The sequence below is a fragment of the Glutamicibacter sp. NPDC087661 genome, assembly GCF_044743275.1.
Lineage (GTDB): Bacteria > Actinomycetota > Actinomycetes > Actinomycetales > Micrococcaceae > Glutamicibacter.
This window is the reverse complement of the sequence record NZ_JBIUWE010000001.1, coordinates 276,651-297,636: the sequence shown is the minus strand read 5'-3', so window position 1 is coordinate 297,636 and position 20,986 is coordinate 276,651. Positions and strand designations below refer to the sequence as shown.

The window sequence follows — 20,986 nt, the reverse complement described above, 5'->3', positions numbered from 1 at the left end:
ATAAAACAATTGCTATGGACTTCCCAGCTTAACGACCAAAGGCCCACAGACTTTCGTCTGTGGACCTTTGGCAATAAGTTGCGAGTGACCGCTGTACTTACTTAACGGTGACGGTAGCGCCGGCAGCTTCCAGAGCTTCCTTAGCCTTCTCGGCAGCGTCCTTGGCAACACCCTCAAGCAGAGCCTTTGGAGCAGCGTCAACGAGCTCCTTAGCTTCCTTCAGGCCCAGGGAAGTCAGTGCGCGAACTTCCTTGATAACTGCGATCTTCTTGTCGCCGGCCGACTCGAGGACTACGTCGAATTCGGTCTGCTCTTCAGCAGCAGCTTCGCCGCCTGCAGCTGGACCAGCAACTGCAACAGCAGCAGCGGTTACGTCGAAGGTCTCTTCGAATTCCTTAACGAACTCGGACAGTTCGATGATGGTCATTTCCTTGAATGCGGAAAGCAGCTCTTCGTTGCTGAGCTTCGCCATGGTGGGCGTCCTTTCGGTTTTTGGCCTTGAGGGCCGATGAATTTGGGTTTACGTTGCGAGAGAACTCGAAAGCTTAGGCTTCTGCCGGAGCTTCCTCGGCAGCTTCGCCACCGTTCTCGTCGAGCTTTGCACGCAGAGCTTCGACAGCGCGGGCAGCAGCGGAAGCTGGAGCCAGCAGCACTGCTGCAACGCGGGCGAGCTGAGTTTCGCGGGATTCCAGCGCAGCCAAAGCAGCGATGCCGCTCTGGTCCAGTGCCTTACCTTCGAACCAACCGGTCTTGATGACCAGCTTTTCGTTAGTCTTGGCGAATTCCGTGAGGCTCTTAGCGGCAGCAACTGCATCGCCCTTAATGAAGGCGATTGCGGTTGGACCAGAAAGCTGTTCATCGAAAGCATCGATGCCAGCGTTCTTCGCTGCGATTGCGGTCAAGGTGTTCTTTACGACTGCGTACTTGGTCTCCTGACCAAGCGAGCGGCGCAGATCCTTGAGCTGTGCAACGGTAAGCCCACGGTATTCGGTCAAGACAGCCGCCGACGAATCATTGAATTCCGCGGTGATTTCTTCAATCGCTGCAGTCTTGCTTGGGGTTGCCATAACACTCCTTCCGGGGATTTGTTCGGTACCGTTTCAAAACCGGCGAGGCCATAAAAATAGCCCCGCGCAGGAGCACAGGGCGTTTCAACTTATTCAAAGTCAAAAAATCTATGTAACCTGCGTTGGTCATCCTTGCGGATCTTTAGGAGCAGTTGGAAACCAAATGCTCGACCGACGGTCTTCGGTATTTCTAGTTTATAGGAGCACTCCAGCCCACAGCAAATCGAAGCCGGAGCCAATCTCATGATCCTGGTCACTAGGGGAATTAAATTAGAATGGCGGGACTCATTTACCAACGCTTGGGGAACGCTAGTAGTAAGTCCCGCCGATACAAAAGTTTTGGGGAAACTTTCGTATCTCATCCGCGTAGGGCCTTGGGGGATCCATACGCGGATGACCGAGATACTCGGTAGTCAAAGCTTATCATCGGCTACAGGCTGGTACGAAACATGAATACGCTTTCCAGCAGCCGTGGCCATCGCGCAGATTCCTCGCTTAAAAAGGAAGGGAGCATGCCGATTATCGGCATGCTCCCTCAAGCTAGTTAGCTACTAGACTTAGGCCTCAACGCGGGTTACGTTCGCGTCAACAGGAATACCTGGACCGAAGGTGGTAGCGATGGTTGCCTTCGAGATGTAGCGACCCTTCGAAGCCGAAGGCTTCAGGCGCATAACCTCTTCCAGAGCTGCTGCGTAGTTCTCGGTCAGCTGCTTTGCGTCGAACGAAACCTTGCCAATGATGAAGTGCAGGTTCGAGTGCTTGTCGACGCGGAAGTCGATCTTGCCGCCCTTGATGTCGGTTACAGCCTTGGCCACATCCATGGTCACGGTGCCGGTCTTAGGGTTTGGCATCAGGTTACGAGGACCCAGTACCTTACCCAAGCGGCCAACCTTGCCCATCAGGTCAGGGGTTGCAACTGCTGCGTCGAAGTCGGTCCAGCCGCCCTGGATCTTTTCGATCAGGTCGTCCGAGCCAACGAAGTCGGCGCCAGCTTCGCGAGCTGCTTCTGCCTTGTCACCGTTAGCGAAAACAACCACGCGGGCGGTCTTGCCGGTGCCGTGTGGAAGGTTTACGGTACCGCGAACCATCTGGTCAGCCTTACGTGGGTCAACACCCAAGCGGAAAGCAACCTCAACGGTCGAGTTGGTCTTATCGCCTGCGGTCTCCTTAGCCAGGGCAATTGCCTCGGCTGGAGCGTAGACGTTGTTGTCGGCATCGATCTTAGCCGCGGCGGCTACGTATGCTTTGCTGCGCTTTGCCATCTGCGTTTTCTCCTTATGCAGTCGTGGTCATATGGACCGCGCGGGGTCCTGCCACGGGCGAATCGATCAGATGACCGTTTCGCCTTAGATTGAATTCTTGAGTGCTATCCAGCGTGTGAACAGCGGAAGGCGGGATTAGCCTTCTACGGTCACGCCCATGGAGCGGGCGGTGCCGGCGATGATCTTGGCTGCAGCAGCCAGGTCATTTGCGTTCAGGTCAGCCATCTTGGTGGTGGCGATTTCCTCAACCTGAGCCTGGGTCAGGTTAGCAACCTTGTCGGTGTGCGGAACACCCGAACCCTTTGCAATGCCAGCTGCCTTCTTGATCAGCTCAGCTGCAGGAGGAGTCTTGGTGATGAAAGTGAACGAACGGTCTTCGTATACGGTGATCTCAACTGGAACAACGTTACCGCGCTGCGACTCGGTCGCTGCGTTGTAAGCCTTGCAGAATTCCATGATGTTGACGCCGTGCTGACCAAGGGCTGGACCGATTGGAGGAGCTGGGTTAGCAGCACCTGCCTGGATCTGCAGCTTGATGAGTCCGGTGACCTTTTTCTTTGGGGCCATGTCGGGTCCTTCTTACTCTTGCGTTTCCCGTGGCACAGGAGCGTGGCACGGGGATCTGGCTATCGTGGCGCGACAGCCAAGCGTACCCTCGCATCGATAAGCGACCGATGCGGGGCACGAAGACTTAATACTACTGGATCTTGGTGACCTGGTTGAAGTTCAGGGTCACTGGGGTTTCACGTTCGAAGATCGAAACCAGTACAACCAGCTGTGCGGCATCCAGCTTGATCTCCGAGATGGTTGCCGGCATCGTTTCGAACGGTCCGTCATTGACGATAACCGATTCGCCGACTTCGAAGTCCACGGTGACCTCAGTAATTGGAGCACGGCCTGGCTTGGACGCCGATGGCTGCTCTACTGGATCAACGATGGTGTGCTCCAGCATGGAGAACACTTCGTCAAGGCTCAGTGGGTTTGGATCGTGGGCGTTGCCAACGAATCCAGTGACACCTGGAGTGTGTCGAACAACACCCCACGACGCGTCAGTCAGCTCCATGCGGACCAGGACATAGCCCGGGATGCGCACGCGGCGAACGATCTTGCGCTGAGTGTTCTTGACCTCGACGACCTCTTCCATTGGAACCTGGATATCGAAGATGAACTCATCCATGTCCTGGGTCTGGATACGGGTCTCAAGATTGACCTTCACGCGGTTTTCGTAACCAGCGTAGGTGTGAATGACAAACCAGTCACCTGGAAGACGACGGAGCTTAGCGCGGAATTCTTCCTTGAGCTTGGCTACGTTGTCTTCGCCCTCGGCTTCTTCAGCTTCGTTGTCTTCGCCCTCGGCTTCTTCAGCTTCGTTGTCTTCGCCTTCAGCTTCTTCAGCTGCGCCTTCGATTACCTGAGCGTCTTCAGCGTCCTGTGCTGGTGCTTCGGTTGGGTCGACGTCAGCTTCTACAGCTGGCTCAACCTGATCGCCGGCGGCTTCAACGAACTCGTTTTCGACCTCGTCATTAATCTGCGGTTCGAGTTCCTTGTCGGACACTGCAGCTCCTGCTTTCTTTGACTGAATGACACTAAATTGCCTCGGGGTAATCATACCTCCGAGGCAACAAAATTACTGTTCGACCTTGTTGGTGAACAGGAGGATCGACCCCTGCCCAAAGACGAAGTCCAGGGCCGTCACGATCAGCATCACCACGACCACGAAACCGACAACAACCAGGAAATAATTCACTAGTTCACTGCGGGTCGGGGTGACGACCTTCTTAAGTTCTGCGATTACCTGGCGGAAAAACAAGAAGATCCGGGCAAAGAAACCCAACTTCTGTCCACCCTTACCGGAGCTGAGAGCAGATTCGGTCATGTTCTTCCTCGTTTCAAAAATTTGGCCAGTTGAAACAATCACGGTGTGCCATAGTCTATTCGACTGCAACACACCGTGATGAGATAATTCGCTAAGCGATAAATCGCTATTGCGCAGGGCAGACAGGACTCGAACCTGCAACCTGCGGTTTTGGAGACCGCTGCGCTACCAATTGCGCCACTACCCTTCGGAGCTTTTTACCGCTCCCACCTAGAACATCTTAGCGGATAAAACATTCAGCTTCGTCCGTTGCGATGTCTCGGCAACGAGAAATAACTTTACGCAACGAAATCGGAAATGTCGAACTGACAACCTCCGGTGTGGCGCAGAACGCATTCCCGCGCCCCGTTGCGCACCTTATTGTGTCATTTTCAAAATTGTGATGCTGAAGTGCAAGGTTGCGAACTAAACTGAGGTGTAACAGCTGTCCCCATAGACTTCAGGACGAATCCCCAATGTCTCGCATTTCTCGCCGCATCGGCGCAATTTCCGAATCCGCGACTCTCGCAGTAGATGCCAAGGCGAAGGCTCTTAAAGCAGCAGGTCGACCAGTAATCGGTTTCGGTGCCGGTGAACCCGACTTCCCAACCCCTGGCTACATTGTCGAAGCAGCAGTCAAGGCGGCCCAGGATCCAAAGAACCACCGCTACTCCCCTGCAGCCGGCCTTCCCGAGCTGCGCGAAGCAATCGCCGCCAAAACCATGCGCGATTCGGGCTACGAGCTCAAGGCCAATCAGGTTCTGGTCACCAATGGCGGCAAGCAGGCGGTGTACAACACCTTCGCAACCCTGCTTGATCCAGGTGACGAGGTCATCGTTCCGGCTCCGTACTGGACCACCTATCCCGAAGCCATCCAGCTCGCCGGAGGCAAGGCCGTATCGGTCTTTGCCGGCCCGGAGCAGGGCTACAAGGTTACCGTCGAACAGCTCGAATCCGTACTGACCGAACGCACCAAGGTGCTGCTGTTCGTTTCTCCTTCGAACCCCACCGGTGCCGTATACACCCCGGAGCAGGTCCGCGAGATCGGCCAGTGGGCTGCTTCCAAGGGGCTGTGGGTTGTTACCGATGAGATCTACGAGCACTTGACCTACGGCGATGCAACTTTCAGCTCCATCGCGACCTTGGTCCCAGAGCTCGAAGACCGAGTTGTCGTCCTCAACGGCGTGGCAAAGACCTACGCAATGACCGGCTGGCGCGTGGGTTGGATGGCAGGTCCGCTGGATGTCATCAAGGCCGCCACCAACCTGCAGTCCCACGCCACCTCGAACGTTTCCAACGTATCGCAGCGAGCCGCCCTGGCTGCTGTTGCCGGGCCGCTGGATGCCGTGAACGACATGAAGGTTGCCTTCAACCGTCGCCGCTTGGCCATCGTCGAATCACTGAACGCGATTGACGGCCTGCACTGCCCTACTCCGGAAGGCGCGTTCTACGCGTATTCGGATGTTCGAGGCCTGCTGGGTCGCGAAATCCGCGGCGTAGTGAACAACACCAGTGCAGAACTTGCTGCTTTCATCCTGGAACAGGCAGAAGTTGCCGTCGTTCCAGGTGAAGCATTCGGCCCTTCCGGCTATATCCGCATGTCATATGCACTGGGTGATGCTGACCTCGAAGAAGGCGTCGCACGGATGGCCAAGCTGCTGGGCGAAGCCAAGTAGAAAAACCGCGCCGCCAAAGAAGCCGGGCAGTCCATGATGGACTGCCCGGCTTCTGTGCTTTTGCCGCAGTGCCGTTTAGAGGATCTTGCGGTCCACAGCCCAACGGGTAAGTTCGTGGCGGTTGGATAGCTGGAGCTTGCGCAGCACATTGGACACATGCGATTCCACGGTCTTTACCGAGATGAACAGTTCCTTGGCTACTTCCTTATAGCTATATCCCCGGGCAATCAAACGCATGACTTGCAATTCGCGGTCAGAGAGCAAATCCAGCTCCTCATCGATTTCTGCCACCGGACCGCTGCTGCCAAAGGCGTCCAGGACGAACCCGGCCAAGCGTGGCGAGAACACGGCATCTCCCCCGGCCACGCGACGTACTGCATCGGAAATTTCGGCCCCGGAAATGCTCTTGGTGACATACCCGCGAGCACCGGAACGGATGACCGTCACTACGTCCTGTGCTGCGTCGGAAACGCTCAATGCCAGGAAACGCGTGGATCCCAGCAGCCCGGTGCACCCCTTGAGCACTTCGGCCCCGCCCCCGCCGCGGCCACCGGGCAGGTGCACATCCAGGAGCACCACATCCGGTTGCTGTTCGGTGATCACCTCGATGGCTCCCTCCACGGTGCCAGCTTCCCCGACAATCTGGATGTCCTGGGCCAAATCGGCACGTAAACCGGAACGGAAGATGGCGTGGTCATCCACCAGCACTACACGGTAGTTCTCGGTGGTGTTCTCAGCGTTCATGTTTCTATTCTTCCTCCATGTTCAGTGGCATGCTCAGCTGCACCTCAGTTCCGGATTCACCGCTCCGGATATGCGCCATGCCGCCTGCGCGTTCCATGCGGCCAATGATTGATTCCCTGACGCCGTGCCGGTCCGCCGGTATTCCATCTACTTCGAAACCGGTGCCGCGGTCACGCACATACACTTCTACTTGTTCGGCCGAGCATTCGATGAATACCGAAATCTTGCCCTCGGCATGCTTCGCTGCGTTCATCATCGCCTCGCGGCTAGCGGCCACCAGTGCCTGCTGCCCGGCAAAGCCCTGAGCATTGCCTACGGATATGACTTCTACATCACGCAGTAGCAGCTGTTCGATGTGGCTTGCCTCGTGCTGGATCTCAACGATTACATCTTCATCATCAAGGTCATGGTTGCCGTACAGCCATTGGCGCAGTTCACGCTCTTGGACACGTGCCAAGGTTCTCACCGCCGCTGGGTCTTCACTGCGTTTTTGAATCACTGCCAAGGTCTGCAAGACCGAGTCGTGCAGGTGGGCCGCGAACTCTGCACGTTGGGCCGCCGCCTGGCGCGAGCTCCGTTCAGCGATGAAATCGCGCCACAGCCGAGTACCCCAGGGAAGCAAGACCACGACTGCGCCGACAATGATCGCCAAGGCCGCCCACAAGCCGCCGAGCAGGTCTGCGGCTCCGACAGTATTGCCCAGCAGGGCCAGCAGACCGCCGATGACCAGGACCAGGCCAAAAGCCAGGCGCAGCAGGAAAGGCAATGACGGGCGCTTCTTGTGCTCGGTGATACCTTCATCGAACTGGATCCAAGCCAGCACAATACCGGCAATCACGCCCAAGGTAGGCCAGATCAGATCCCAGCGGATATTCCAGCCGGTCCACTGTCCATAAGCCAAGACGGCGAGCGCCAGCAGGCCCGCACCGATCAGCGTGTCACGCCAGGTGGAGTTCCTTTCCCAACCTTCGCGTGGACGGAAGATGCCTTGCTGCACCCGGTTCATTTCTTCAGCAAGGCTGCGTGATCTGGTGCCCCAGGAGCGAAGCTCGTCAGCGTGCGCCTCTTCGGCGCTCGGGACGAATACCCAAAGCCACGCGTAGAGCAGAATGCCGATGCCGCCCAGTGCGGACAATCCCAGGAACCCAATACGCACGTACCCCAGCGGGATGCCCAGGTGCTCCGCGAGGCCGCCGCAGACGCCGGCGATTAGCCGGTTCTCGCTGCGCACCATCAAACGCCGTTCAGGACTTTCCATAGTTCTAAGTCAAGCACGTTCTTGTCGTTTCTTCCCGGTTGATCACCGGATCTAGGGGCACCCCTAGGGGAAGTTCAGGGTATCCCCTCATAGCGCGGGACCCCTGCCACACGAGAACATTGGACTATGAACAACGAAGGCTCTCAACGTCGTCGCGGCTTTTACGACCAGCTGCGCAAATCACCGATCACTCGCCAGGACTCGCAGTGGCTCGGTGGCGTTGCAACTGGTGTCGCCGATTATTTCAAGGTCGATGTAGTGCTGATCCGCGGCATCTTCGTGGTGCTCGGTGTCCTAGGCGGCTTGGGCATGGTGCTCTATGGACTGGCTTGGGCGTTGCTTCCTGATGCGGGAGGCAAAATGCATCTGGAAAGTGCCGTGAACCGGAACTGGACCAGCGGCATGACTGGCGCGGTGATCATCTTTGCGCTGGGCATCTTCCCTGCTCCCTGGTTCTTGGATTCGCTGGCACCGGTCCTGTGGCCCCTGGCTATTGTTGCGGCTATCGCATTCATTATCTTCAGCAGGAAGAACACCCGGTTTGCGCGTCCGGACCAAGCCCGCAATCCGGCAGCGACCGGTGACAGCTCTGCTGCCTCGCCAAGGGCTGCCGAGAAGAGCACCGCGTTGGAGCATCCTTGGCGTGAGGACGGCACCCAGAGTTTCAATGCGAGCGTAGCTAGCGGGTTCGGGACGAACTACCCGGATGCGCCGATGAAGGAGCACCCCATGAATTCAGGTGATTCTGGCCCAGCGGGCCAGTACGAAAATAGCTATTCGCCGGATCCCGCATACACGAAGGCCTACAGTGCCAAGGCGAATCGCAAGCCGATCAGCCGCCCGATTCCGGGTTGGCTTGGCACCACCGTCTTCGGCGTTACCGTGCTGGTGGTCGCCGTGGTCATGCTGGCCGACTACCTGGATATCGTGGCCTTGCCTGGTTCGGGCTGGACCGTGGCCTTGGCTTGCGGCCTGTTGCTTGTTGGCATCACCATTGTCCTAGCGGCCATCTCCGGGCGAACCAGTGGAGGCCTGTTGGGTTTGGCCATTCCATTGCTGGTCCTGACGGTGATCTTCTCTGCTACGTCATTCGAGGAATCTGCCCGCGGGTTCGTTCGATCGGCTACCGGCAGCGACAGCCAATACAGCGCTGTTTTCAGCAGCTCAACGGTTGACCTGACCCATCTGGGCAGTATCACCAAACCCACCACGGTGGAGATCGATTCGGTCTTCTCCAGAATGGATCTGCTGCTGCCGGACAATGTTCCGGTGAAGATCGAGACCGACGGCGCATTCCTTTCCGGAATGGATATGGAACTGCCGCAGGACCGGCGGTCCTTGCCGGGAAATGCACCAATGCTGACCATTGAAGTAGACGGAGTTTTTTCCTCGTTCTCCACGACCGTGGATGATCCCAGCATCCTGAACCCCAGCAACACGGATTTCTAAGGACTGAGCCCCATGAATACTTCTTCTACTCCCGCTAGGAAATTCCCTACCGGAACCTTGGTCTTCGGCCTGATTCTGATCGTTGTCGCCCTGGCATCGCTCAGCCGTCTGGTCTTGCAGTGGAGCTTTGACATGCCGCTGTTCTTCATCGCTATCGTCGCCTTGGCCGGCGTAGCCATGATCTTCTCCGGATTGGCATCGGCTGGCAAGGCCCGCAAATCCGAAGCCGAACCACCGGTTCCCACCGACCCCAATCTCTAAGCCTCCAAGCTTTTCCAACAATTAGGAGTTCTCTGATGGACGCATTCTTCAACTCGCTTCGTTCCATGCCGCTTCGTCGCGGGCCAGGCCGATTGGCCGGTGGCGTCGCCGGGGGCATCGCCGACAAGTTCGGGTGGGATGTCACCTTGGTGCGTATCGCCCTACTGCTTTCGTTCTTGCTTCCGGTAATGGGTGTTGCCGCATATATCCTGGCGTGGATCCTGATCCCAGCGCAGGACAACACCATCATCTTGCAGAACTGGCTTCGCAAATTCTAAATACCGTTCCCGGCTGGCCTGCTCGGGAACGATGCTTGGCATCGCTATCCGGCTAGGGCGAGGCTCGTGCACTTCCGTGACATGAGACTCGCCCTAGTGGCTTTAAGCACGTACAATGGCACGCAGAGTAGATGCTCAATGGCGCGCGGATATTGACTGAAATCCGAATGGAACTCTTTGCTGTTACAGCGTTATCACGGGGCCTGCACGCTCCAGCTGTCGCACAAGGCTTTCCCATTACTAAGCGAGGGCCAATGCGCATTGGAATCATGACCTCAGGCGGCGACTGCCCCGGTCTGAACGCCGTCATCCGCGGTGCGGTACTGAATGGCATCAAAAGCTACGACGACGAATTCGTCGGTTTCCGCGACGGCTGGCGCGGCGTCAAGGAAGGCGACTTCTTCCACCTTCCGCGAACCGCTGTGCGTGGCATCGCCAAGCAAGGCGGCACCATTTTGGGCACCTCACGCACCAATGCGTTTGAAGGTGAACTTGGTGGCGCGGAGAACATTTCCAAGGTTCTCAAATCCAATAGCATCGATGCGATGATTGCCATCGGCGGGGAAGGCACCTTAGCTGGCGCCCAGCGCCTATGCGAAGCCGGCCTTCCTATCGTTGGCGTTCCCAAGACCATCGATAATGACTTGGACGCCACGGATTACACCTTCGGTTTCGATACCGCTAACCAGATTGCGGTCGAAGCCATTGACCGCCTGCGCACCACCGGCGATTCCCACCACCGCTGCATGGTGGCCGAGGTAATGGGCCGCCACGTAGGCTGGATTGCACTGCACGCGGGGATGGCATCCGGTGCGCACGCGGTGCTCATCCCGGAGGTTTCCACCACCATGGAGCAGATCTGCCAGTGGGTGAACGAAGCCCATGAGCGCGGACGCGCCCCGTTGGTGGTTGTGGCCGAAGGCTTTGTGCCAGAAGGCACGGAAGAAGCGTTCTCGGTACGTGGTCTCGATTCCTTCGGACGCGCCCGCCTTGGCGGCATCGGGGAGATGCTCGCCCCGGTCATTGAGGAACGTACCGGCATCGAAACGCGTGCAACCGTGCTGGGACATATTCAGCGCGGCGGCGTCCCCACCGCTTTTGACCGTGTCCTGGCCACCCGTTTGGGAATGGCTGCGGTGGATTCCATCCATGCCGAGGCGTGGGGCACCATGGTGGCGTTGCACGGCACCAAGGTGCTGCGCGTACCGCTGCGTGCCGCACTGAACAACCTCAAGCGTGTCCCCATGGAACGCTACGAAGAGGCCGCCGTGCTCTTCGGCTAGGCCTGGAGATACACCAAGGGCGTGGGTTGGAATGCTGTTCACAGCATTCCAACCCACGCCCTTCTCTTTGGCCTTTAGCCTTGCGGCGGGGTTCTCAGGAACCCGGTAAAGCGCCCAGCGACCTGGCCGGCGTCGGTCGCCACAATGACTTCCTGCGTTGCCGGGTAGCTCGTTTCGCCGTCCACCACGGACAGAACCGCTTCCGGGTCAACGTTGCGCTTGACCACGGCCAAGGCGATTGGCCCGGCTTCATAGTGCAAAGTCGCGGAAGTGATCCGGCCAACCGTGCGCTCCCCCAGCTTCACTTCGGCGCCGGTGGCAGGCAGCGTGTGCATGGAACCGTCGAGGTCCAAGAAAACCATGCGACGAGGCGGGTGGCCGATGTTGTGCACCCGGGCAATTGTTTCCTGGCCTTTATAGCAGCCCTTGTCCATGTGCACCGCGGTACGCAGCCAATCCAACTCGTGGGGAATGGTCTTGTCGTCTATCTCGGCACCGAAGCGCGGCTCCCACGCGGCGATACGCAAGGCCTCGACAGCCATCATGCCTGACAGCTCTTCGTCAGCTACTGCGACGGCAAGCTGCTCCAACTCCACGATATGCAAGAACCACGGACGTTCCTTGCCCGGGTGATCCTCACGGGAATAGGCCCAACCACCGTCGGTGATTCCGGGCCATGGGTTCTCCCAGACCAGGCTCCCGGCAGTGCCAATCTTGCGGGTAGCCGCCAATACGCCGTAGCTCTCGGAAAGATCATTGACCTCAACGCGCAGCATGAAGCGCATTGAGTTCAGGAACTGCGCCAACGCTGCTCCGGCACCAGGTTCAACGATCAGCAGCAAGCGATCTGCGGTGGCCAGCACCTTCATTTCGTGCTCAATGCGTCCTTGAACCGAAAGCAGCAGCGTCTGGGTGCTGTCTCCTGGCTTCAGGCTGGAAATGCGCTGGCTGCTGAGCGTATCGAGCCAACTCTGGCGGTCTTCGCCGCGGATCTCCACGACATCGAAGTGGCTCAGATCGGCAATTGCCTGGCCCTCAGCGAGTTTGCGAGCTTCGCGGGTAGGAGCGCCGTAGTGGGCTGCGACGCCGGCATCTACGCCGCCAGCTGCCACTGCAGCAGCACGGTCCAGCAGGACCGAACGGTATTCAGTGGCCATGATTAGTGCACCGTGCCTTCCGAGGTGACACGCTTGAGCGCCGCCGAGGCGTGCGCTTGAAGATCCATATTGCCCTTGGAAACATCCCAGCGCCAGAACAGCTCGCCATTGACCAGACCGTAGATCCGGGTTGAGGACGCGTAAGCTTGGGCGTTCTTGCTGCGCAGCAAGCTCTCGGTGGCCAGCTGAATGCGTGGTCCATTAATCAGGCCGTAATACAGCTCTGAGATGCCGTCTGGTCGGACAATTTGCGCCTGGATCTTGAAGCCGTCTTCGGTATGCAGCTTCTGCACATCGTCGGCCGAACGCAGTACCGGGAAGATGTCACCGGGTTCCATGCCAGGACCGGCATCGGCTTCCTGCTGTTCACGGTCCAAGGACCAGAAGCCGGTTTCAACGGCTAGGATCCGCAGCTTCGTGCCATCGGCTTCGGTCAGCCAGGCTTCACTGCGGTATTCAAGGTACGGCCCGCCAACGTCACGGAAGGTGACTTGCTGCCAGAAAAACTCGTCCTCGGCTTCGCCTTCGCCAAGACGGCCAGCACCTTCCCAGGTGCCGATGAGCCATGCCAAAGGTACAAGTTCCGGGGTGAGGTCCGTAGGTAGGTCAAAAGCCATGGACTACTCGCTCCTAAGTCAGTTAGTGATGAAATGAAAACAGCGCACACGTTGTTGTGTGCGCTGTTTCTACTTCTGGCCCTGGAAGAGGCGCTTCACTACCAAGCCTGCGAACCCAGCCATTCCGAGACCGGCGATCACTACAAGTGCCTGGAAGAAAATTTCGATTGCAAGGTAATTTTCATTCATGGCTTCATCTTAGCGCGGGAGGCAGGAGAACTTCGACACGCGTGACGCAGCTAGCATCATATTTGAACCGCTCACCGCTAAATGAAAGCCAGCACTTCCATCGCGTACCAGCTGACCGCACCGCTCATCAGCAAGATGGCGCAGGCAAGGCCAAGGATTCCACTCATGTTTCGTACGCTGCGGCTGACCAAGGCCAATGCCCGTAATGAACCCACCAGCAAGCCGGTCAGCAGTCCCAGGGTCGCCCCTTGGTACCAGAGCATATCGATTGGCAGCGCGCTGGAGGCCGCGCCCAATGCGGCAGCGACCACAGGCGCCAGAATCATGGTCATCCGGTTTGGCAGGCGGGTAACGGCAACCGCACCAGCCCCAAGCAGAGCGACCACGGTTGTGACGGCCAGCCCAAAGCCGTAGGGCACATAAGCACTAGCGGCCCAGGCGGAACCCAGCACGCCCAGGACTATGCCGGTCACGCCAGAAACCACACCGGCCAGCCGGCCTTCGGCTTCTGCCCCGCGCAATACCTGGCTGATAAATACCAGAAGCACGCCAACGGCGATTGCTTCGACACTATGTGACATCACCGACCCGCCTGGCATGAACATGGTCGAAGCCGTAGCCGCCAAAGAGCACAACGCCAAGATGATGGTGATCGGCCATGGCGCATCAGAGCGGACCATTCGTGGCCAGGTATAGGCGAAAATCAGCTGCAAGACCGCGGTGAGCACACCCATCAGCCAGCTCATCGAATCCAGACTTGCAACAACGACAAGCAGTGCCGCTGCAACGAGTCCACTGAATAAAACCTTGATTCTCAAATTCTGATTCCTGACGGTAATGTGTCCGCACTTGCGTGTTCACATGCGTGCTTCAACTGATTCATTCCTTATACTGTGACACGTAAAAGTGATTTTTTCGCAACTATCTGGCAGGAGGAAGACCGATTGGCTCACCTACTGCTATTAAGTAATCATGCCGAAAATGCCGCTGAAGTTCTTCCGGCACTCGAACTGTTATTGCACGAGATTTCTTTCTTCCCTGCAACAACGGAGTCGCTGAGCCAAATCCCTGAGTGCGACGCGGTCATCCTCGATGCCCGTACAGATCTCATTCCGGCGCGCTCCCTGGCGCAGTTATTGCACGCCAATTTGAATCTGCCCTTGCTGCTGGTTGTCAGCGAAGGCGCACTGGGCATTTTGAACTCGGATTGGTTTGCGACTGATTTCCTGTTGCCTTCCGCCATCCCTGCCGAGCTTGATGCACGCATCCGCCTGATGCTCTCCGGAGCCACGGTTCCCGCCCCCGCACCGGTGGCCGCTGAAAGCACTTCGGGCCTGCGCATCGATGAGTTGAGCTACACCGCCCGTATCGATAACCGCATGCTGGACCTGACATACAAAGAGTTCGAACTGCTCAAGTACCTGGCACAGTTCCCCGGCCGAGTCTTCACCCGCGAACAGCTGCTGCATGAAGTGTGGGGATACGACTACTACGGAGGCACCCGTACCGTAGACGTGCATGTGCGACGTTTGCGCGCGAAACTCGGCACCGATCATGAACAGCTCATCGGAACGGTGCGCAACGTCGGCTACCGCTTCCACACCGAATCATAACTTTCAGATAACTCCTACCCACTTCGCACATTTTACGACTATCGTGAAATGCATGAGCGAACTGCCACAGAACACTGTTTCCATCCAGCACGTCCCCGGTGAGCTTGATGAACGGGCGCTATCCGACGTGCGCCAGCTAGCCCTCGATGCGCAGAAAGCCGATGGCAACCCGCCGTTGAGCGACCAGACCCTGGTGGCATTGGCAGCCGATGAGCCTAGCCAGAATCTGCTTGCCCTGCTGGCTGAAGCCGGCGAAGGCGCGGAGTCGACGTTGGCCGGCGTTGCCATCGCGGTTCGGGAATCCCCGGATCAGCCTTGGGTCCTGGAACTGGTAGTCCACCCCGAGCATCGCCGCGCTGGCATTGGCCGGGCCCTGCTGGGCAAGCTCGGTGAGCTACTGGATCTCTCGAAGATCCAGGCGTGGGCGCACGGCGACCACGATGCAGCCAAGAAGCTGGCCGCAGGTGTGGGCCTGGACCGCGTACGCGAGCTGTTCCGGATGCGCCGCGAAGGCACCGATTACCTTGAAGAGCCTGCGATTGATCGCCGGATTACGGTCCGCACCTTCCGTGTTGGCGAGGACGAGCCGCAATGGCTGGAAGCTAACGCCAAGTCCTTCGTGCATCATCCCGAGCAAGGTTCGCTGACCCTCAATGACCTCGAAGCGCGCATGTCCGAGGACTGGTTCGACCCATCCGGCTTCTTCTTGGCCTTTGACGCGGAGGAGAATCTGCTCGCCTACCACTGGACCAAAATCCATCCTGCTACCGCAGACGCGGTCCGCCCCACCGGCGAGGTTTACGTTGTCGGCGTCGTTCCCGAAGCGCAAGGACTAGGCCTGGGCCGGTCCTTGACCACCACCGGCATCAACTACCTGCTGGAACTGGGCGTCGATGCGGTGATCTTGTACGTGGATGCCGATAATGAAGCTGCAGTTAAGCTCTACCGCTCGCTGGGCTTCACACTTTGGGATGCGGACATTATGTACGGTCCGCAGAAGATAGACTAGGGGTACCGGCAGTCCCTGATTTATCGCGACTGCCGCCAGCGGTGTCTTTAGCGTCCACTTGCAGGAAAGAAGTGAGTTCAGCCGATGAATAGCTACCCCAAGGAAACTGGTACTCAACTACGTGATGTTCCTTCCTCGAAGGTCAATGAAGATCGTATAGAGCCAGCAGATTCGCTACCGGATCTGCATCCTGATGGCGGATTCAAAAATGAGCGTTTCCTTGACCGTGAGCTCAGCTGGCTGCATTTCAACGCCCGCGTTCTGGAGCTGGCCGAAGACACCGATCTGCCCTTGCTTGAACGGGTGAACTTCCTGTCCATCTTCGCCTCGAACCTTGATGAGTTCTTCATGGTTCGCGTTGCCGGGCTGAAGCGCCGCATCCACGCTGGACTGGCGGTGCCGGCGGCTAACGGAATGAACCCGGTAGACCAGTTGGAGTTGCTGCTATCCTCGGCCCACGCGCTGCAGACCCGCCATGCCAAAGTCTTCGCCGACTCGGTATACCCCGATTTGGCCGAGCAGGGTATCCGCATCACCACCTGGGAAGACCTCTCGGCATCCGAGCGTGACCTGCTTTCCAAGTGGTTCGTTTCCCAGGTATTCCCGGTACTCACTCCGCTGGCGGTTGACCCTGCTCACCCATTCCCGTACATCTCCGGGCTGTCGCTGAATCTGGCTGTGGTGGTCCGCAACCCGCTGACCGGCAAGGAACTATTTGCCCGCTTGAAGGTGCCAGACACCATCGCCCGCCTGATCAGCATCGACGGCACCCGCGCGGCGCACTCTTCGTTGCGTACGGCCCGGTTCATCCCGCTCGAAGCACTTATTGCGGTGCACTTGGAGCTGTTGTTCCCGGGGATGGAAATCGTCGAGCACCACTTCTTCCGTGTCACCCGCAACGAGGACCTGGAAGTTGAAGAGGACGATGCAGAGAACCTGCTGCAGGCGCTGGAGAAGGAATTGCTGCGCCGCCGCTTCGGTCCTCCCGTTCGCCTGGAAGTCGCCAATGACATCAACCCTGAAATCATGGAGCTGCTCACCCGCGAGCTCGGTGTTGAAGAGGACGAGGTTTTCAAGCTTCCCACCCCATTGGACCTGCGCGGTTTGGGCGTTATCGCGTCGCTGGACCGTTCAGAGCTTCACTACACCAAGCATGTTGGCCATACCTCGAACTACCTGAACGAGTCAGAAACTGCCAAAGCCGCCAATGTGTTCGCGGCCGTTCGGCGCCGCGACATCCTGCTTCACCATCCCTATGATTCCTTCTCCACCAGCGTGCAGGCCTTCCTGGAACAGGCCGCAGCTGATCCGAAGGTCATGGCCATCAAGCAGACCCTGTACCGCACCAGCGGCGACTCGCCCATCGTCGATGCGCTGATTGATGCGGCCGAAGCTGGCAAGCAGGTTCTGGCCCTGGTAGAAATCAAGGCCCGCTTCGACGAGCAGGCCAACATCTCTTGGGCGCGCAAGCTGGAACAGGCGGGCGTGCACGTGGTCTACGGCATCGTGGGCCTGAAAACCCACTCCAAGCTCTCCTTGGTGGTTCGCCGCGAAGGCGACAAGCTGCGCCGCTATTGCCACATCGGCACCGGCAACTACCACCCGCGCACCGCGCGGTATTACGAAGACTTCGGCCTGCTCACCTGCGACGACGAAGTTGGCGAGGATATCTCCAAGCTGTTCAACCAGCTTTCGGGCTACGCCCCGCGCTCGACCTACAACCGCCTGCTGGTTGCTCCGCGCTCGGTACGCACCGGCTTGCTGGCGCATATCGAGAAGGAGATAGTCAACGCCGCGGCCGGCAAGCCGGCAAAGGTCGTCATCAAGGTCAATTCCATCGTGGATGAAGCCATCATCGATGCGCTGTACCGGGCCAGCCAGGCAAGGGTCAAGGTGGAAGTCATCGTTCGCGGCATCTGTGCCCTGCGCCCGGGAGTGCCGGGACTGAGCGAGAACATCGAAGTACGTTCCATCTTGGGCCGGTTCCTTGAGCACAGCCGCGTGTTCATGTTTGAAAACGGCGGAGATCCACTGGTGTACATCGGCTCCGCCGACATGATGCACCGCAACCTGGATCGTCGCGTGGAAGCCCTGGTCTCGCTGCGCAACCAGGAGGACATTGATCGCATGATCACCCTGCTGGCCCGCTACATGGACGACAAAACCGCTTCGTGGCACCTGAACTCCGATGGCGACTGGATTCGCCATTACCAGGACGAGGATGGCAAGGCGCTCTCGGACGTCCAATTCTGGTTAGTTGAAGAACATGCCCGCCGACGAAACAGTGGACGTAATAGCTAGTGACCGAACCAGAGCTGCGCGATACCCGCACCAGGGCTCGTGACATCATCCGTTCTGCAGATGCCGAGGAAATCCGCCTTGGCGAATACGACATCGTGGCCGCCGGGGCAATCCCCTGGCGCGTGAAGGACGGCAAACTCCAAGTTCTCCTGATCCACCGCCCAAAGTACGATGACTGGTCCTGGCCCAAGGGCAAACTGGATCAGGGTGAATCCATCGCCGAGTGTGCGCTGCGCGAGGTCCGCGAGGAAATCGGGTTGCGCATCACCTTGGGCATCCCGCTTTCAGCCACCGCCTACTCCGTGGGCCAGAAAACCAAGGTTGTCTACTATTGGGCAGCCAAGACCGATGCGCAGACGGTAATTGAGCCTGATGGCGCGGAATGCGACGAGGCTCTTTGGACCAGTCCCAAGAAGGCTGCCAAAATGCTGTCCATTGCCACGGACAACCAGCCGCTGTCCGATCTGGTCCTGGCCTATGAAGCCGGCGTGCTCGATACGCACCCGGTGCTCATTGTCCGCCATGCCAAGGCCAAGCCTCGTGGCAACTGGACTCGTGCCGAAGGAGACCGCCCGCTGGCGGCGACGGGGCGACGCCAGGCGCAGGCAGTTTCCCGGATGCTCGAAGCATGGAAGCCGATGCACGTGGCCTCTTCCCCGTGGATGCGGTGCGTCCAGACGATCACTCCCTATGCCGCCTTGCACGCCTTGAAGCTCAAGAGCATTAAAGCCCTGACCGAACATGCGGCGACACGCAATCCGGAGCGGGCACGCAAGGCCGTGCAAAAACTCTTCGACAAGTACCGTTCCCAGGTGATTTGCACCCATCGCCCGGTGCTGCCCTTCGTGTTGGAGGTTCTTGCCCAGAACTCCACTGACGAACTGGCCATGGCCCTGCCGGACCAGAATCCCTATTTGGAACCGGGGTCCCTGATCGTTGCGCAGCAGGTCCAATCCGGCAGCCCGCGAATTGTCTCCTTTGAGATTCATACGCCGTACCACGATTAGCCTGATGCGGCTGAAGCCCGGCATTGCATGCCGGGCTTCAGTGTTCTCTCAGGGCGTGGCACCAGCCGTTGCATCTGCCTCCGATTAGGGATAAGACTATGAATAGGAGACACGTCACAGCCAAGAATGAGGTAATGCCATGACTGCCCAGCAACCGAACCAGCCAGTCGAGAAGATTGTGCACCATGGACTGCGTTTGGATCACGATGCCAGCCGCGGCCGCTATTCGCTGTGGCACGGTTCCACTTTTGTCGGTTTCCTCGGCTACTACGAAGAAGATGGCATCGCCACCATCCAGCACACCATAGTCAATGAGGAATTCGGCCGTCGCGGATACGCTCGCGCGCTGGTGACCTTGGTTCTGGACAAGTTCCGCGACAAGGGGCTGAAGATCATTCCGGAGTGCAGCTACGTCCAGGACTACCTGCGCCGCTACCCGGAGTATAACGACATGGTGGCTGCGAGCTAGGCACGAGTGCGAGCAGCATCATCAATGCGCTTAGTTCCAGGAGCTTTCCGTTTGATCTAAACTGGGACGTGTGAATATGCCAGCGCCGACCACCAGCACGACAGGTAAGATGACGACTCCAATCGCAACCCCTTATGAAGATCTGCTTCGAGACGTGCTGGAGAACGGCGCCTCCAAGGAAGACCGCACCGGAACTGGAACGCTGTCGGTATTCGGCCGCCAGATCCGCTTCGATCTGAAGGATTCTTTCCCGCTGGTCACCACCAAACGCGTGCACTTCAAATCCGTGGCAGCAGAACTCTTGTGGTTCCTGCGCGGCGAATCCAATGTGAAGTGGCTGCAGGACCAGGGCGTGCGCATCTGGAATGAATGGGCTGACGAAGCCGGCGAACTCGGACCGGTCTATGGTGTCCAGTGGCGCAGCTGGCCAACTCCCGATGGCGGCCACATTGACCAGATCTCCCAGCTGGTCGACTCGCTGCGGAACAATCCGGACTCCCGCCGCCACATCGTCTCGGCGTGGAATGTCGCAGAGATCCAGAATATGGCGTTGCCTCCATGCCACGTGTTCTTCCAGTTCTACGTGGCCGAGGGCAAGCTCTCCTGCCAGCTCTACCAGCGCAGTGCAGACATGTTCCTGGGCGTACCGTTCAACATCGCTTCCTACGCACTGCTCACGCGCATGCTTGCCCACCAGCTCGATCTGGAGCCAGGCGAGTTCATCTGGACTGGTGGCGACGTGCATATCTACACCAACCACTTGGAACAGGTCAAGGAGCAGCTCTCCCGCGATCCCTACCCATACCCGACGCTCAGCTTCAATTCCAAGCCCGAGTCGATCTTCGACTACACGCTGGAAGATTTCAGCATCAATGACTACCAGCACCACCCGACGATCAAGGGAGCCGTAGCGGTATGACTCCCAAGCCTCGCCACGCACACGACGTTGAACCGCTGGTTGGCGCCATTTGGGCCCAAGCCGAGAACGGCATTATTGGCGCTGACGGCGCCATGCCATGGCACGTTCCCGAGGACCTGGCCCATTTCAAGCGCACGACCGCTGGCCATCCAGTGATCATGGGTCGTGCCACATGGAATTCCTTCCCGGCGAAGTTCCGTCCATTGCCAGGACGCACCAACATCGTGCTGACCACGCAGGCTGATGCCCACGCGCAGCTGCGCAAGGATGGCGCACTCCCCGTCTCCAGCTTGGAAGAAGCCATCGCGTTGGCACAGCGCAGCGCCGGCGGCGAAGAAGTATGGATCATTGGCGGCGGAAAGGTCTATGCCCAGGCACTGGCGCTGCTGGACGTCGCGGTGATTACCAAGCTCGATGCCTCCCCTGCTGGAGATACCTCCGCACCGAAGCTCACCGCTGACTTCGCTCTGGGCGCATCCGATCCGTCCCTAGATTCGGAAGCTGCCCACTGGCACACTTCCTCCACCGGTACCCGCTACCGCTTTGAAACCTGGCTTCGCCAAAAGGATTAG

23 protein-coding genes and 1 tRNA gene are annotated in these 20,986 nt (G+C 58.4%); 12 read left to right on the top strand and 12 right to left on the bottom strand.

What is annotated here, in order from left to right; genetic code table 11:
• Nucleotides 1-97: 97 nt before the first annotated feature.
• The 7 genes from rplL to ACIOTN_RS01410 all read right to left on the bottom strand — a co-directional run bounded on the left by rplL (nucleotide 98) and on the right by ACIOTN_RS01410 (nucleotide 4,392).
• Nucleotides 98-472 (bottom strand): 50S ribosomal protein L7/L12, encoded by a 375-nt coding sequence (gene rplL / locus ACIOTN_RS01440; protein ID WP_105657671.1) that lies wholly within the window; start codon nucleotides 470-472, stop codon nucleotides 98-100.
• Between the two features lie 73 nt (nucleotides 473-545).
• Nucleotides 546-1,067, bottom strand: a complete 522-nt coding sequence (gene rplJ, locus ACIOTN_RS01435; RefSeq protein ID WP_105657672.1) for a 50S ribosomal protein L10 — start codon at nucleotides 1,065-1,067, stop codon at nucleotides 546-548.
• A 557-nt stretch (nucleotides 1,068-1,624) separates the two neighbouring features.
• A complete protein-coding gene (rplA, locus tag ACIOTN_RS01430; protein WP_105661540.1) occupies nucleotides 1,625-2,329 on the bottom strand; it encodes a 50S ribosomal protein L1 in 705 nt (234 codons plus the stop codon).
• A 135-nt stretch (nucleotides 2,330-2,464) separates the two neighbouring features.
• Nucleotides 2,465-2,896 carry a 50S ribosomal protein L11 gene (gene rplK, locus ACIOTN_RS01425; RefSeq protein ID WP_105657674.1) on the bottom strand — a complete coding sequence of 144 codons (432 nt, stop codon included), beginning with the start codon at nucleotides 2,894-2,896 and terminating at the stop codon, nucleotides 2,465-2,467.
• 130 nt (nucleotides 2,897-3,026) lie between these two features.
• The gene (nusG, locus tag ACIOTN_RS01420) at nucleotides 3,027-3,884 is read right to left on the bottom strand and encodes a transcription termination/antitermination protein NusG (protein WP_332498267.1); all 858 of its coding nucleotides are present in this window, start codon (nucleotides 3,882-3,884) and stop codon (nucleotides 3,027-3,029) included.
• Nucleotides 3,885-3,956: 72 nt separating this feature from the next.
• Entirely contained in the window at nucleotides 3,957-4,205 is a 249-nt protein-coding gene (gene secE / locus ACIOTN_RS01415) for a preprotein translocase subunit SecE (protein WP_038992215.1), read from the bottom strand.
• A 114-nt stretch (nucleotides 4,206-4,319) separates the two neighbouring features.
• A tRNA-Trp gene (locus tag ACIOTN_RS01410) sits at nucleotides 4,320-4,392 on the bottom strand.
• 268 nt (nucleotides 4,393-4,660) lie between these two features.
• Between ACIOTN_RS01410 and ACIOTN_RS01405 the strand changes: the two genes are divergently transcribed.
• A complete protein-coding gene (locus ACIOTN_RS01405) occupies nucleotides 4,661-5,860 on the top strand; it encodes a pyridoxal phosphate-dependent aminotransferase (protein ID WP_332728387.1) in 1,200 nt (399 codons plus the stop codon).
• A gap of 75 nt (nucleotides 5,861-5,935) precedes the next feature.
• On the opposite strand, the gene ACIOTN_RS01400 is transcribed toward ACIOTN_RS01405, so the two are convergent.
• Nucleotides 5,936-6,604: a response regulator transcription factor gene (locus ACIOTN_RS01400; RefSeq protein ID WP_105656867.1), complete on the bottom strand. Its 669-nt coding sequence runs from the start codon at nucleotides 6,602-6,604 to the stop codon at nucleotides 5,936-5,938.
• A 4-nt stretch (nucleotides 6,605-6,608) separates the two neighbouring features.
• Nucleotides 6,609-7,862: a PspC domain-containing protein gene (locus tag ACIOTN_RS01395; RefSeq protein WP_332487095.1), complete on the bottom strand. Its 1,254-nt coding sequence runs from the start codon at nucleotides 7,860-7,862 to the stop codon at nucleotides 6,609-6,611.
• Nucleotides 7,863-7,988: 126 nt separating this feature from the next.
• Between ACIOTN_RS01395 and ACIOTN_RS01390 the strand changes: the two genes are divergently transcribed.
• From ACIOTN_RS01390 to ACIOTN_RS01375, 4 genes are all read left to right on the top strand, one after another.
• Nucleotides 7,989-9,311, top strand: a complete 1,323-nt coding sequence (locus ACIOTN_RS01390) for a PspC domain-containing protein (protein WP_402734715.1) — start codon at nucleotides 7,989-7,991, stop codon at nucleotides 9,309-9,311.
• Nucleotides 9,312-9,323: 12 nt separating this feature from the next.
• Nucleotides 9,324-9,572: a hypothetical protein gene (locus ACIOTN_RS01385; protein ID WP_133833616.1), complete on the top strand. Its 249-nt coding sequence runs from the start codon at nucleotides 9,324-9,326 to the stop codon at nucleotides 9,570-9,572.
• Nucleotides 9,573-9,607: 35 nt separating this feature from the next.
• Complete coding sequence (locus ACIOTN_RS01380) at nucleotides 9,608-9,850, top strand: PspC domain-containing protein (protein ID WP_105656871.1); 243 nt, start codon at nucleotides 9,608-9,610, stop codon at nucleotides 9,848-9,850.
• Between the two features lie 254 nt (nucleotides 9,851-10,104).
• The gene (locus ACIOTN_RS01375) at nucleotides 10,105-11,133 is read left to right on the top strand and encodes a 6-phosphofructokinase (RefSeq protein ID WP_402734714.1); all 1,029 of its coding nucleotides are present in this window, start codon (nucleotides 10,105-10,107) and stop codon (nucleotides 11,131-11,133) included.
• Nucleotides 11,134-11,207: 74 nt separating this feature from the next.
• On the opposite strand, the gene ACIOTN_RS01370 is transcribed toward ACIOTN_RS01375, so the two are convergent.
• The 3 genes from ACIOTN_RS01370 to ACIOTN_RS01360 all read right to left on the bottom strand — a co-directional run bounded on the left by ACIOTN_RS01370 (nucleotide 11,208) and on the right by ACIOTN_RS01360 (nucleotide 13,914).
• A complete protein-coding gene (locus ACIOTN_RS01370) occupies nucleotides 11,208-12,290 on the bottom strand; it encodes a YgfZ/GcvT domain-containing protein (RefSeq protein WP_402734713.1) in 1,083 nt (360 codons plus the stop codon).
• A 2-nt stretch (nucleotides 12,291-12,292) separates the two neighbouring features.
• A complete protein-coding gene (locus ACIOTN_RS01365) occupies nucleotides 12,293-12,907 on the bottom strand; it encodes an FABP family protein (protein ID WP_402734712.1) in 615 nt (204 codons plus the stop codon).
• Nucleotides 12,908-13,173: 266 nt separating this feature from the next.
• Complete coding sequence (locus tag ACIOTN_RS01360; protein ID WP_105656875.1) at nucleotides 13,174-13,914, bottom strand: hypothetical protein; 741 nt, start codon at nucleotides 13,912-13,914, stop codon at nucleotides 13,174-13,176.
• A gap of 126 nt (nucleotides 13,915-14,040) precedes the next feature.
• Here ACIOTN_RS01360 and ACIOTN_RS01355 point away from each other — a divergent pair, with 126 nt between their 5' ends.
• The 7 genes from ACIOTN_RS01355 (at nucleotide 14,041) to ACIOTN_RS01325 (ending at nucleotide 20,986) form a co-directional block, all read left to right on the top strand.
• Nucleotides 14,041-14,709, top strand: coding sequence for a response regulator transcription factor (locus tag ACIOTN_RS01355; RefSeq protein WP_105656876.1), 669 nt, complete (start codon nucleotides 14,041-14,043; stop codon nucleotides 14,707-14,709).
• A 52-nt stretch (nucleotides 14,710-14,761) separates the two neighbouring features.
• Nucleotides 14,762-15,718, top strand: coding sequence for a mycothiol synthase (gene mshD, locus ACIOTN_RS01350; RefSeq protein ID WP_133833613.1), 957 nt, complete (start codon nucleotides 14,762-14,764; stop codon nucleotides 15,716-15,718).
• A gap of 84 nt (nucleotides 15,719-15,802) precedes the next feature.
• Nucleotides 15,803-18,019 carry an RNA degradosome polyphosphate kinase gene (locus tag ACIOTN_RS01345; protein WP_105656878.1) on the top strand — a complete coding sequence of 739 codons (2,217 nt, stop codon included), beginning with the start codon at nucleotides 15,803-15,805 and terminating at the stop codon, nucleotides 18,017-18,019.
• Nucleotides 18,019-19,026 carry an NUDIX domain-containing protein gene (locus ACIOTN_RS01340; protein WP_402734711.1) on the top strand — a complete coding sequence of 336 codons (1,008 nt, stop codon included), beginning with the start codon at nucleotides 18,019-18,021 and terminating at the stop codon, nucleotides 19,024-19,026. Before ACIOTN_RS01345 ends, ACIOTN_RS01340 begins: the two co-directional genes overlap by 1 nt.
• 139 nt (nucleotides 19,027-19,165) lie before the next feature.
• Entirely contained in the window at nucleotides 19,166-19,495 is a 330-nt protein-coding gene (locus ACIOTN_RS01335; RefSeq protein ID WP_105656880.1) for a GNAT family N-acetyltransferase, read from the top strand.
• A gap of 109 nt (nucleotides 19,496-19,604) precedes the next feature.
• Nucleotides 19,605-20,414: a thymidylate synthase gene (locus ACIOTN_RS01330; RefSeq protein ID WP_105657074.1), complete on the top strand. Its 810-nt coding sequence runs from the start codon at nucleotides 19,605-19,607 to the stop codon at nucleotides 20,412-20,414.
• A complete protein-coding gene (locus tag ACIOTN_RS01325) occupies nucleotides 20,411-20,986 on the top strand; it encodes a dihydrofolate reductase (RefSeq protein ID WP_332487075.1) in 576 nt (191 codons plus the stop codon). Before ACIOTN_RS01330 ends, ACIOTN_RS01325 begins: the two co-directional genes overlap by 4 nt.

What these genes read in the sequence shown, in the direction of transcription:
- ACIOTN_RS01400 (WP_105656867.1), bottom strand. Translation starts at nt 6,604, where the DNA reads ATGAACGCTGAGAACACCACCGAGAACTACCGTGTAGTGCTGGTGGAT.
- ACIOTN_RS01325 (WP_332487075.1), top strand. Translation starts at nt 20,411, where the DNA reads ATGACTCCCAAGCCTCGCCACGCACACGACGTTGAACCGCTGGTTGGC.
- secE (WP_038992215.1), bottom strand. Translation starts at nt 4,205, where the DNA reads ATGACCGAATCTGCTCTCAGCTCCGGTAAGGGTGGACAGAAGTTGGGT.
- rplK (WP_105657674.1), bottom strand. Translation starts at nt 2,896, where the DNA reads ATGGCCCCAAAGAAAAAGGTCACCGGACTCATCAAGCTGCAGATCCAG.
- ACIOTN_RS01385 (WP_133833616.1), top strand. Translation starts at nt 9,324, where the DNA reads ATGAATACTTCTTCTACTCCCGCTAGGAAATTCCCTACCGGAACCTTG.
- rplJ (WP_105657672.1), bottom strand. Translation starts at nt 1,067, where the DNA reads ATGGCAACCCCAAGCAAGACTGCAGCGATTGAAGAAATCACCGCGGAA.
- rplL (WP_105657671.1), bottom strand. Translation starts at nt 472, where the DNA reads ATGGCGAAGCTCAGCAACGAAGAGCTGCTTTCCGCATTCAAGGAAATG.
- ACIOTN_RS01405 (WP_332728387.1), top strand. Translation starts at nt 4,661, where the DNA reads ATGTCTCGCATTTCTCGCCGCATCGGCGCAATTTCCGAATCCGCGACT.
- ACIOTN_RS01395 (WP_332487095.1), bottom strand. Translation starts at nt 7,862, where the DNA reads ATGGAAAGTCCTGAACGGCGTTTGATGGTGCGCAGCGAGAACCGGCTA.
- rplA (WP_105661540.1), bottom strand. Translation starts at nt 2,329, where the DNA reads ATGGCAAAGCGCAGCAAAGCATACGTAGCCGCCGCGGCTAAGATCGAT.
- ACIOTN_RS01365 (WP_402734712.1), bottom strand. Translation starts at nt 12,907, where the DNA reads ATGGCTTTTGACCTACCTACGGACCTCACCCCGGAACTTGTACCTTTG.
- ACIOTN_RS01345 (WP_105656878.1), top strand. Translation starts at nt 15,803, where the DNA reads ATGAATAGCTACCCCAAGGAAACTGGTACTCAACTACGTGATGTTCCT.
- ACIOTN_RS01335 (WP_105656880.1), top strand. Translation starts at nt 19,166, where the DNA reads ATGACTGCCCAGCAACCGAACCAGCCAGTCGAGAAGATTGTGCACCAT.
- mshD (WP_133833613.1), top strand. Translation starts at nt 14,762, where the DNA reads ATGAGCGAACTGCCACAGAACACTGTTTCCATCCAGCACGTCCCCGGT.
- ACIOTN_RS01380 (WP_105656871.1), top strand. Translation starts at nt 9,608, where the DNA reads ATGGACGCATTCTTCAACTCGCTTCGTTCCATGCCGCTTCGTCGCGGG.
- ACIOTN_RS01370 (WP_402734713.1), bottom strand. Translation starts at nt 12,290, where the DNA reads ATGGCCACTGAATACCGTTCGGTCCTGCTGGACCGTGCTGCTGCAGTG.
- ACIOTN_RS01375 (WP_402734714.1), top strand. Translation starts at nt 10,105, where the DNA reads ATGCGCATTGGAATCATGACCTCAGGCGGCGACTGCCCCGGTCTGAAC.
- ACIOTN_RS01330 (WP_105657074.1), top strand. Translation starts at nt 19,605, where the DNA reads ATGACGACTCCAATCGCAACCCCTTATGAAGATCTGCTTCGAGACGTG.
- ACIOTN_RS01390 (WP_402734715.1), top strand. Translation starts at nt 7,989, where the DNA reads ATGAACAACGAAGGCTCTCAACGTCGTCGCGGCTTTTACGACCAGCTG.